At 40.0% G+C, this 11,248-nt stretch carries 9 protein-coding genes; 4 read left to right on the top strand and 5 right to left on the bottom strand.

Features of this window, described 5'->3' with window-relative positions; all coding sequences use genetic code 11:
- Window positions 1-19 precede the first annotated feature (19 nt).
- The gene (locus ACPZ3T_RS26230) at window positions 20-1,312 is read right to left on the bottom strand and encodes a mannosyltransferase family protein (protein ID WP_490272355.1); all 1,293 of its coding nucleotides are present in this window, start codon (window positions 1,310-1,312) and stop codon (window positions 20-22) included.
- Between the two features lie 280 nt (window positions 1,313-1,592).
- Between ACPZ3T_RS26230 and dxr the strand changes: the two genes are divergently transcribed.
- Together dxr and ACPZ3T_RS26220 are read left to right on the top strand one after the other, a co-directional pair.
- A complete protein-coding gene (dxr, locus tag ACPZ3T_RS26225) occupies window positions 1,593-2,789 on the top strand; it encodes a 1-deoxy-D-xylulose-5-phosphate reductoisomerase (protein WP_490272354.1) in 1,197 nt (398 codons plus the stop codon).
- 444 nt (window positions 2,790-3,233) lie between these two features.
- Window positions 3,234-3,431: a hypothetical protein gene (locus ACPZ3T_RS26220; RefSeq protein ID WP_490272353.1), complete on the top strand. Its 198-nt coding sequence runs from the start codon at window positions 3,234-3,236 to the stop codon at window positions 3,429-3,431.
- Between the two features lie 182 nt (window positions 3,432-3,613).
- Here ACPZ3T_RS26220 and ACPZ3T_RS26215 read toward each other — a convergent pair whose 3' ends face one another.
- Window positions 3,614-4,114 (bottom strand): acyl-CoA thioesterase, encoded by a 501-nt coding sequence (locus ACPZ3T_RS26215; protein ID WP_490272352.1) that lies wholly within the window; start codon window positions 4,112-4,114, stop codon window positions 3,614-3,616.
- Window positions 4,115-4,234: 120 nt separating this feature from the next.
- Here ACPZ3T_RS26215 and ACPZ3T_RS26210 point away from each other — a divergent pair, with 120 nt between their 5' ends.
- Window positions 4,235-6,274 (top strand): CHAT domain-containing protein, encoded by a 2,040-nt coding sequence (locus tag ACPZ3T_RS26210; RefSeq protein WP_490272351.1) that lies wholly within the window; start codon window positions 4,235-4,237, stop codon window positions 6,272-6,274.
- A 366-nt stretch (window positions 6,275-6,640) separates the two neighbouring features.
- Here the strand turns inward: ACPZ3T_RS26210 and ACPZ3T_RS26205 are convergent, their stop codons facing one another.
- The 3 genes from ACPZ3T_RS26205 to ACPZ3T_RS26195 form a co-directional block, all read right to left on the bottom strand.
- On the bottom strand, window positions 6,641-6,985 hold the full coding sequence (locus ACPZ3T_RS26205; protein ID WP_490272350.1) for a DUF1815 family protein: 345 nt from the start codon (window positions 6,983-6,985) through the stop codon (window positions 6,641-6,643).
- Window positions 6,986-8,073: 1,088 nt separating this feature from the next.
- Window positions 8,074-8,286 carry a DUF2839 domain-containing protein gene (locus ACPZ3T_RS26200; RefSeq protein ID WP_490272349.1) on the bottom strand — a complete coding sequence of 71 codons (213 nt, stop codon included), beginning with the start codon at window positions 8,284-8,286 and terminating at the stop codon, window positions 8,074-8,076.
- Between the two features lie 102 nt (window positions 8,287-8,388).
- Window positions 8,389-9,957 (bottom strand): helicase C-terminal domain-containing protein, encoded by a 1,569-nt coding sequence (locus ACPZ3T_RS26195; protein ID WP_490272348.1) that lies wholly within the window; start codon window positions 9,955-9,957, stop codon window positions 8,389-8,391.
- A gap of 169 nt (window positions 9,958-10,126) precedes the next feature.
- Between ACPZ3T_RS26195 and ACPZ3T_RS26190 the strand changes: the two genes are divergently transcribed.
- Window positions 10,127-11,089 (top strand): M48 family metalloprotease, encoded by a 963-nt coding sequence (locus tag ACPZ3T_RS26190; RefSeq protein WP_490272347.1) that lies wholly within the window; start codon window positions 10,127-10,129, stop codon window positions 11,087-11,089.
- The last annotated feature ends 159 nt before the right edge of the window (window positions 11,090-11,248 follow it).

Here is an 11,248-nt window from a genome sequence, read left to right as displayed (position 1 = left end):
TAATGGATTTTTCTTGCTCTTATCCTACCCATTGTTCTTGAGCAAATCCAACAGCAAGTTTAGCGAGTAAGACGACAAATAAACCCAAGGTGAAAGAACCGAAACGGGGATGGCGAGATAGTAAAATACCCATGCCTACACTCAAAGGCACAATTCCATAAGCTAGACGACTCAGGGATATAGTTCCGCCAGAGGCTAACAGCAAGCCAACGCCACAAAAGCCGTAGAAAATAGTGACTGCGGTGAGTTTTTGACGGCAATACCACAGAAAGCAAATACCACCCAAAATCATAAAAGTATTGAGTAGTTGATTGATGAAACTGAGGTTAACCCAGATCAGCAATAATAAAATTACAGCGTAAAAGCCATACCCTATTTTGGCAGCAATCAAGGATTTACGGAAGTGGTATAAACCATAACCACTAAGACAAATCAAGACAAAAATTAGAGGATGCCAAGGATCATTAATCAAACCTGATGAAGCCTCTACCCAGCCAAATTTCCAGTTTTTTTCGCCTAAGATAATTTGCATTAACATATTTAACCACCCTTGCCAGTCAAATCCCAAAGAAGGCCGCCAACCCCTTTGAGCAGCGATAAAGGCTAGAGGGTCATGAAATCGGATGGTACAGTAGACACTAAATAATAATACACCTGTAGCAGAGGCTAAACTAGCCAGATAAGCGATCGCACTTCTACGTTCTTTAATGGCTGCCATCAGCAATGCTGGTATCAAAGCTAACCCTGTGGGACGTGTAGCTGTAGCCATTGCTCCCCAAATTGCCATCCAGCCATATTGTTTTTGATCAAAAGCTCGTAAAGTCGCTGTACTTAAAAATAAATATAGTCCTTCTGTATAAATTACACCAGTAAACATTGAAGCTGGATACCAACACAGTACAGCAGTACCCCACTGAGCAATTTTTGTGCCATAGCACTCCTTGAGCCATAAGTACAAGCAGTAAAGGGCTGCCAAAAATGCCAAGTTATTGATTACCAATCCTGCGACTTCAAAAGATAGGCCAAATTGCATTAAAACCCTGATAGTGAAGGGAAACAGGGGAAAGAAAGCTAAATTATGTTGTTTGCCATCATCAATAAATTCGTAACCAGTAGTAGCGATCGCTCGATAATGGATACCATCCCAAGCGTCGAATATTCCCCAGTGCCAATTGCTAGATGCAGACAATCTTGGTGTCACCAATAACATGGTAGTCCAGATAATTACTCGACTGAGAAACCACATTGTTACAGGGAAAAAAAGATGATTTTTCCATAAAAATTTTCTGATTAATATCTGAACTCTCGCCATGAACTTGTGTTTTAGATCGTTTTATCTATGTTTGCAATAACTTGATTAAAAGTGAAATTTTACACTGATATTGACTCAAATCAACACTAAAAGTTATGTACTACCGATTTTGTCATTGTCAGTCTTTATCTTCGTAGTTTTAGTATATTAAAATACTAATTTTCTTTTGTGTGAGTGGTGGATTTACCAGATAAAACCCAGTATGGATTGTGGCGATCGCTGTGCTGAATGCGTCCCAAGCAATTTATAGTGAGAGTTATCTGTACATTCTTAAGCAATTGTGAAAGCTATAACTCTTGTTGGTTCTACCGGCTCAATCGGTACTCAGACTTTAGATATTGTCACTCAGTACCCAGATCAGTTTCGGATTGTGGGGTTGGCGGCTGGGAGCAATGTGGAAATGCTAGCAGCCCAAATTCGGCAATTTCGACCACAAATAGCCGCAATTTCAGCCGCAGAAAAATTACCAGCACTACAAGCAGCTTTGCAAGACCTTGATCCCCAACCCATTTTACTTGGTGGTGAAGCTGGTGTCATCGAAGTCGCTCGCTATGGTGATGCTGAAACTGTGGTGACAGGTATTGTGGGTTGTGCTGGGTTGTTGCCAACTATCGCTGCCATTGAAGCTGGTAAAGATATTGCCTTAGCAAATAAAGAAACTCTCATCGCGGGTGGCCCAGTAGTTTTACCTTTAGTGGAAAAACACGGTGTTAAATTACTCCCGGCTGATTCTGAGCATTCGGCTATTTTTCAATGTCTGCAAGGTGTACCCAAAGGTGGCTTGCGGCGGATTTTACTCACTGCTTCTGGGGGAGCATTCCGTGACTGGGATGTAAACAGGTTAGCAGAGGTAACAGTGGCTGATGCTCTTAAACATCCTAACTGGTCAATGGGACGTAAAATCACCGTTGATTCTGCTACTTTGATGAATAAAGGTTTGGAAGTAATTGAAGCTCATTTCTTATTTGGCTTAGATTACGAAGATATCGAAATTGTCATCCATCCCCAAAGCATTATTCACTCCCTAATTGAATTACAAGATACTTCTGTCTTAGCACAATTAGGCTGGCCAGATATGCGTTTACCTCTGCTGTATGCCCTGTCTTGGCCAGAGCGTGTCTATACTGACTGGGAACGACTAGATTTAGTCAAAGCTGGTAATCTTACTTTCCGCGAACCAGATCATCAAAAGTATCCGTGTATGCGCTTGGCTTATGCGGCTGGTAAGGCTGGCGGTTCAATGCCTGCTGTGTTGAATGCTGCTAATGAACAGGCGGTGGCTTTATTCCTGGAAGAAAAAATCAGATTTTTAGATATTCCTCGCTGTATTGAATGGGTGTGCGATCGCCATCAACATGATAACTGTGCAAATCCTGCTTTAGATGACATTTTGGCAGCAGATCAATGGGCTAGACAAGAAGTATTAACTGCTACTAAAAATTTAGCAGCCGAACCCCGGATAATTTCTGTCGGCTAAAAAGCTAGTAAGATAGGAAATTCAACACCAGACTAAGTTATACAATCTCCAGTTTTTGCCGATTTATAACTGTGTGCTATTCCTAATAGGTCGTATTAGATTTTACAAAAACATAGAGGATGGTGACTACATCACACCACCCTCAAATTTTTTAATATTTACTCACAGATAATTCTTATATTTAACTACTAAAAAAGAAAATTATTTTTACTAATTATGTCTAAAAAAGCTTGCTGTTATTCCGGAATGGCTGTGGTTGCTTAGTGTATAATTATTAGGCGTTAATTAGTCTTGATTTTACTTATTAAAATATAAGTCCCATAGTCAACAATAACACATAGTAACAAAATTATGCAAGTAATTTTGGAAATTTAAGTTTGGAATCAAGACTTTTGTGATCATTAAACATTCTCAAAACCTTGAATATACAGCACTGAAACTTATATGATTCCCACCTTAATTTTAGCTTGGATCGTATTTATCATAGTTTGGAAAGTATTAAAAGCGACTATTAGTAACGCGTTAACTATTGCCGCAATTCTCATTTTATTAAATATCGGTTTTGGCATTACGCCCCAAGATATTTGGTATCAGATCACCAAGTTAGCTCAAACAGTATCACAAATTGATCTTGGCAAGTAGAGATGATAACTTATACCATCTCTAAGTAAGTCGGCGAGAAAAAAACAAACTACATTAAGTAGTGTAAAATTTAATTGAATTAGCTTGTAGTAAGGGCTTTAGCCCTTAAGAGAGGACTAAAGTCCCTACTACAAACCTTGAATTATTCACGCCGTTCTACTTACTGCATGATATTTTCTAAATCAATTATTTTTCGGTGCAGCAATTTTGGCTAAGGCATCCTGAACGCTAGCAGGTAACTGACGCATAATCTTACCTCTTTCTCTATCTAAACCTACTAAAGTCACTTTGGCAGTAGCATATAGTTGTTGTCCATCAGGCGAAACGATCGCATAATCCCAATTCATCCGCACACCGGTTACTTCCGCCATGCGAGTTTTGACTAGTACCGCCATGCCTAACTGAATAGCACGATGATAACGGACAGAAAGTTCTACAACTGGTAAATCGCAGCCCAAAGCTACTAAATCAGTATAATCGATACCAATAGATCGCAAACATTCTATGCGTGCTTCTTCCATCCAGGTAATATAATTACCGTGCCAAACCACACCTGCATAATCTGTGTGGTGGGGATGGACTTTCACAGGATATGTAAACCAAGTATCAAATTCACTAATGGAGGGGATTTCTATAGCAGTGGTAGGTGGGAGTTGTGCTTGGCTAGATTGTTCTTGAGACATCTTCAATTTTCTCTATCGCTAGTTTTTTCCACATCTGGAATAGCATAAAAAGGTATTGAATTATAATATTAATTTCAGTGATTAGTATTTACACTCCCCAATCAAAGGAGTGTTTTTTTTATGGGAACTAATCTTAAGCATTTTCAAATTATAGCTTTACCTTTGGTTCTGCTGGTAAGTTGTGGAACATTAGAAACAAACAATCAACGGGTGACGATTAATGCTCAGGTAAAATCTTACAACGAGGAACAGAATTTGATCGAGCAGTTAAATATACAAGCACTCGCTCAATCTCAACAAGAAGAATTTGCTTCGGCATTAACCAAGCTACAGCAAGCTTTAACCATTAGTAGAACAATCTCATCGCCATTTTGGGAAGCGGTGACTCTGAATAATATCGGTAGAGTTCACCAATCTCAAGGTCAGTATTCTCTCGCATTACCAGTTTATCTGCAAGCTCTGGTCATTAATCGAGAAATTGGCGATCGCGTCCAGTTAGGTAAAACTTATAGTAATATTGGTCATTTATTCAAACTTCAACAAAAACCAGAGTTAGCAATTTTTTTCTACAAGCATTGTCTAATTAACCGTGAGTTAGCACGCTTGCAACCATCTGTGTTTTCTACACCACAACCAGATGCTTATAGTATTACTGTAGCTCAAACATATCGCCTTTTGGGTGAAAAGTTGCTCAAACAAGGACGTGTCAACGAAGCACAAACAGCAATCGATTTACTCAAAGTTGAAGAATTACAACAATATCTGGAGAATGTCCCCGGTAATCAACGGACTGCTAAAGGTATTAATATTGTCTCAGGCGAAAAACCAGTTAAGCAAAAACTAGACCAGACTTTAGATAATGCTGTAGCACTAGGTAAAGAACTCACCAGATTAAGAACAATATCACCCCAAGCGCGATCGCCACAACAAACCCAACGCCTCCAGGAATTGGTGACACAACAACAGCAACTCTTACAAGCCTTTCAGCAATTTCTCTCTAGTCCCAATGTTACTGCACAACTACAACAACTCAATCAGACTGCTAGGCAGCAAAATTTAGATTTACAAAGTATTAATGCTATTCGTGATGATTTAGCTCGATTACCGCAAAAATCAGCGATTATTTATCCCTTAGTTCTTCAAGACAGTTTGGAATTAGTCTTAGTGACACCAGAGTCACCGCCAATTCATCGCACAGTAGCAGTTAAGGAAGAACAACTTCATCAGAGTATTAAAGCTTTTCGTCAAGCCTTAACAAATCCTAGTCGGGATATTAAAACACCTGCACGCCAATTGTATAACTGGCTAATTAAACCCCTAGAAACAGAACTCCAACAGGCGGGGACACAAACTCTAATGTATGCACCCGATGGCAAGTTACGCTATATCCCGTTATCGGCCTTGTATGATGGCAAACAATGGCTAGTTGAGCGTTTCAGTGTCAATCATATTACCGCCGCCAGTTTGATTAACTTGAACACACCGCCACAACAAGAGTTACGCATTTTAGCTGGTGCTTTTACTCAAGGTAGCTATCAAGTAGCTTTGGGTAATCGTCGGGTTGCTTTTTCTGGTTTACCATTTGCAGGGATAGAAGTTAAAACTCTAGCGTCTACTTTCCCCCAAACTAAGACACTTTTCAATCAAGCTTTTAGTCCCGAAGTGACAGTTCCACAAATGGATGATTACCCAATTGTGCATTTGGCAACTCATGCAGCGTTTGTTGTTGGTAAGCCGCAAGACTCATTTATTTTATTTGGTAATGGCGATCGCGTAAACCTCGCTAATATTGCTACTTGGTCATTACCCAGGGTAGATTTAGTTGTTTTGAGTGCCTGTGAAACTGGTTTAGGCGGTCAGTTAGGTAACGGTCAAGAAATTTTAGGCTTTGGCTACCAAATTCAAAAAACTGGTGCTAAGTCCGCTATTGCATCACTGTGGACTGTAGATGATGGCGGGACTCAAGTTTTAATGAGTGCTTTTTATGACAAACTAGCTCAGGGCAATATTACGAAAGCTACAGCCTTACAAAAAGCCCAAATTGAATTAATTACAGGGGATTTTGTCAAAAATAACAAAGCTATTTCACCAACTAACATTGGTAGTTTGAATCACCCATACTATTGGGCATCTTTCATTTTAATTGGGAATGGACTGTAAATAATTCGTAATTCGTAATTCGTAATTCGTAATTCAAGCAGCTATTTCTGGCTGTTGGGAGTGGGGAAATTACGAATTATACCGAATTGAGATAGGTAGTATTGTTTCGAGATTCTGGAATAGTCTAAGAATCTAGGCTTTTAATCCAAAATCCAAAATCCAAAATTGGTATTACCCTAGATTCTGAACTCAACATCAGACACAGCAAAACATACAGCTAATCAACTACTGACAATGAAGGTTAACTGCTATGAAAAATTGCTAATTAGGGCAAACTAAGAATTTTCAAACAAAATTGAATCGATTCTCAACTTGAGCGTCGATAATTTGAGTTATCTTGTCATGAATGCTGTAAAACAGCTATTTCTAACTTCTTTTTGCTAAAACCTTACCACTAGTAATGACTGGTGTAGGTTGCTTAACTAGATTGGCTAGTTCTTGCAACTGGTTAATTGCTTCCGCTCCTTCTAATTTCATTAATTCCCGATCATCCCGCATTTCTGTCCAGGTGATCCCATAGTCGGATACTAAAAACCGAATCAGGTGATTATTTCCCAGGCTGACCATAAATGAAGCACTGTTCATTTGGTCGCCGCAGGTGTAACAAGATGCAGGATATCCCCGCCGTTCTAGTACAATTGCCAAGGCTTGTAGGTTCATTACCAAGTCTTGGACGAATTGCCGATGTTGATGCGCTAGTCTTAGAAACACTTTTGTCCTCCAGACACCACAGTCATTTGAGTCGTTTTTATATTTTCTTTAGATTTTCTCATCCTTTGGTATTGTAAACTATTCATTACAATTACCAGATATTCATTTAGTAGTTAATTAGCTACCTTGGCTTAGGTTAAGAGAAAACTGCATCTGTTGCCGTATCAAACTATTCAGTTTGCAAATTCAAGTTAGCAGGCAGAATTGGTAAACTTAATGTTGTCTTTACAAAAATCTGTCCGTTACTTTGATTAGTGGCAGCGTAGGCGTAGCCCGCCGCAGGCATCGCTCTAACATTAACCTAGCTTTAGCGTTGGTTTACCACAGAAAAACCACGGATTGCCAACCACAAGCTTTTTACAGTCAATTCCAGTAATCATAACGGCAAGAAAGCCAATGTCAGCTTTGATTGGTTGTAAACGTTACAAATCTCCTATATATGTAAGGTGAGATAAGGTAGATAACTCACGTCCTCGGTCTGGAATATAGCGTTAACGGTTGACGCTTGATTGGGAAGATAGATTTTCAATCTTTGGCTATGTGATTGATCACATAAGTATTCAAGATGAAATCTACAATCAGATTTATTTATACTTCAAAATGCCACTAGGTGAATTTTTCCTCAACTCTGTTAGCCAATCATACGGGAGAGTTGAAGTTAGTCACTCTAACGATGGTTATAAATAAATACAGGTGTGAATAGAGTTAGCTTGAAAAATCAAGTAAACTCCAGGATTTAGAGATGTTTTAGCTAATTTAATAACTTTAAGACTAAATCAATTCCGATGTTGTTGTTTTAAGAAACGTGAAGTAAGGCAATCAAATCACTGAACAGTTATCAGCACTAGATTGGGGGATTCAGCCTAGGGTGTTGACCTTGATGAGATTTACCTATTCTTTATTCATAAAGTTTTGGTGTCATCATCGGTGAACCAAATTCAATAAGTAATAAGTAATGGCTATTTACTCATTACTCATTACTCATTACTTAAATAAGGAAAGGATTGTGCATGAATTTTTCACCCCTGAAAAGCCACAGAGTCAACAGCCTAGATTCAGCCTCATATTGAACTGATAACTGTTCACTGTTAAACCACTTGCCACCAGCCAAAGGCCGGCCCAATAAACCGGATAGTTACCCACAGGACAACTAGAACACCAATACAGACCCAAGTACCACGAGTTGTCCACTTCATAAATAGTTCTGCTTGGTTTTTGGTGATAGGAACCCAAGGCAAGATTCGAGTCTCTTGACCATATCCTTCTTGAAGTGCTTGTTTGCGACGCTTTGCTTCACCCATAATCAGAAATCCACAATTCGATGTAGGCTATCAGGCAATATCAACAGGTATTTTACCGTTAGTTCATAGCAGTTAAACTTTACATTGCTCAATATCAACGAACTAAAGAGAATTTTTGTCATTGCCCTGAGCAAATAAACTCGGATCTAAATAATTTAGACGTGCTAAAGGGCTAAGGGCTGATAGAATTTGAGAACCGTAGCTGCGGTTGACTACACGACTATCAAGTAAAGCCACAATACCTTGACTTTCGCGTACAGGTGCAACTGCCCTTTGTAATTCATTCAAAGCTGTGGGCAAGAGAAATAAACGAAACCAGTCTTGATGCGATCGCTTGTAGTAAGCTACCCTACCAGCCACCAGGGGATTTTCTAAAGATGGCAGGGGTAAAGTTGCAATAATTAACAATTGGGGTGCAGGTAACACAGCTTGATGTTCTCGCCAAAATTCCCAACCACTGATCAAAATACCATTGTCATCTAAACAAGTTTTTTCTACTTGTACCCGTGAACCAAATTCGGCGGCGAGAATTGCTCCAGCTTGGGCTTTGAGTGGTACATCTCCCACCAATAAAACTGTCAATCCTGGTGCGGTGGAACTTAAACACAACAGTGTCCGCACTTTATGAATAAATGCTGCTTGAAATTCTGGTGTATTAGGTAAAGGTAACTGATAAGGAATGTGCAGTTGAATGGCTTCTGATTGGCTCTCAGAGGCAAATTTCAAGCAAGTAATATCATTTAACCCCAAACGTTCCCGAAATAAAGGTGCTTCGGTTTCTGGTTCTAAAGCACTACCCACTAATACTACAGGTTGTCTTTGCCAAATGGGGGAGAGAATACTGCCTAATTCTAAGGGTGCGTAGTGCAAGGAAAATAAACCTTGACGACGGGCAACAGTTGACCAAAACAAAGGAGGAGAGGGAGGAATGGGAACATCAGAAGAATGATGATTGAGTTTGGCAAACTCCTGAAAAAATTGTTGCCAAACGGGTGGAACACCTTCAACGGATGCTAAAGCTGCACACAGAGAGTTTAAAATATCTGCTTCTGACTGTGCAATCAAATAACATTCATAGGGATTAGGAGGATGCTGGAATATTTCGTGGGTGAGTTCAGCTCTTGCAGAACGAACCAAATCTGCTTGATGAGGACAAGCTAGAATCAGTTGATCCCAGTCTTGGGGTTGAATAGTTTGGGTAAGCTGATGACGTACCCAATCTTCCAAATCATCCACACCGTCGATAATTGTGGGAATACCAGGGGGAAAGTTATCACTAGATGTCAGCTGACCTTTTAACCAAGCTTCTGGAGAGGTGAGAAGTAGCCCTTGGAACTCAGGATCAGGCCAAGCGTCACCTGTTCTGATTGGTTTGTTAACTTGCAGCCATTGCTGTAGGCGGGGAATTTCTACTCGTAGTAATCTTTGTTGCACTGCTTCTGTTGCAACAATAATTACAGGCTCATGCCACATTAAAGCAGAGGCAATAAAACTAGTGCGATACCGTCCTTGGTAGCCACAAACTGCCCCTACTTGAATTAAGGCACTCCGTCCTACACGCAAGGCGCGTGCTACCAACCGAGCCATCGTCAAATGATGAGGCCAGGAAGGAAACCCCGCCTGCGATCGCAGGAAGTTATGCAATGACAAATGAACTTCTGCCTCAATCACGCGTTTTTAATCCCATACAAAGTGACTTTATTGTGCCAATTGCCCCACTTCTATTATGTTGTCAGTTGTGGGTTGTCAACAGTCAACAGTCAACAGTCAAGGCTCAACACTATCAAAATTGGGACTTTTGACTAAATAACTAATGACTAATTACTTATCACCCTGAATTATGCCAACTTACACAGGAATTTCCAGCGAAGCCTTTAGGCATCCACTAGATCGCCAAGCCGAGCAAGCTTTACGCAATTTACCAGGATTTGATTTAATTGCTCGTAAATTTGTGGAATTTGTTTACGAACGCCCTCAGTTAGTTTATCTTATGGGCAACACCATCCAAGTCGGGCCGCGTCAATATTCCACTATTTACCAGATGTTTCGTGAATGTGTGCGGGATTTGGATATTTATCCAGAACCTGCACTATTTGTTGATCAAAATCCCCAAGCCAATAGTTATGCTTTGGGTCAAGAGCATCCTTACATAGTAATTAATACAGGGATACTAGACTTACTCGATGAAGCCGAAATTAGGGCGGTGTTAGCCCATGAACTGGGACATATTAAGTGTGGTCATACTATTTTAATCCAAATGGCGATGTGGGCGATGAGTGCCGCTTCGGTAATCGGGGAATTAACCTTTGGTATTGGCAATTTAGTCACTCAAGCCTTGATTTACGCCTTTTTTGAATGGCGACGGAAAGCCGAGCTATCAGCAGACAGAGCGGCATTGTTAGTTATTGATGACTTAAATATTGTGATGTCTTCAATGATGAAAGTGTCTGGTGGGAGTAGCAAATATATCAATGAATGTAGTTTAAAAGAATTTATTCAGCAGTCAGAAGACTATCAGGCACTAGATGATGATGGACTCAATCAAGTGTATAAATTTTTAATGTACAACGGTGGTCAAGGAATGATGCTGACTCATCCTTTTCCAGTTGAGAGAGTGCAGTATTTACGGCAATGGGCAACATCATCAGAATATCAAGAAATCCGCCGAGGTAACTATCAGCGATCGCCCGCCTCCGGTGCAGTGGATGTCAACGCCCAAACTCCCAGCCAAGAAATAGAAGAATTACGCCGCAAAATTGAAGAATTGCAACAGGAAATTGATAAAAGGAAAAAATCTGAATGACTATTACCTGTTAACTCTTAAAGGCTTTCCCAATTACCAATCCCCATAAAAACGGTTGTCTAAGAGACTCCGTTTTTTTCGTATCAGGTGTAGCCTCAGCATTAGACAGGTAATTTTCAGACTGATGACAACGAAAAATCAACAATTAGGCTAAGAATC

The sequence above is a fragment of the Aliinostoc maniaoense genome (assembly GCF_058172895.1).
This window is presented reverse-complemented; position numbering and strand designations above follow the sequence as displayed.

Coding starts and splice junctions, on each gene's coding strand:
- ACPZ3T_RS26210 (WP_490272351.1), top strand. CDS start 4,235: ATGGGAACTAATCTTAAGCATTTTCAAATTATAGCTTTACCTTTGGTT.
- ACPZ3T_RS26200 (WP_490272349.1), bottom strand. CDS start 8,286: ATGGGTGAAGCAAAGCGTCGCAAACAAGCACTTCAAGAAGGATATGGT.
- ACPZ3T_RS26190 (WP_490272347.1), top strand. CDS start 10,127: ATGCCAACTTACACAGGAATTTCCAGCGAAGCCTTTAGGCATCCACTA.
- ACPZ3T_RS26230 (WP_490272355.1), bottom strand. CDS start 1,312: ATGGCGAGAGTTCAGATATTAATCAGAAAATTTTTATGGAAAAATCAT.
- ACPZ3T_RS26220 (WP_490272353.1), top strand. CDS start 3,234: ATGATTCCCACCTTAATTTTAGCTTGGATCGTATTTATCATAGTTTGG.
- ACPZ3T_RS26215 (WP_490272352.1), bottom strand. CDS start 4,114: ATGTCTCAAGAACAATCTAGCCAAGCACAACTCCCACCTACCACTGCT.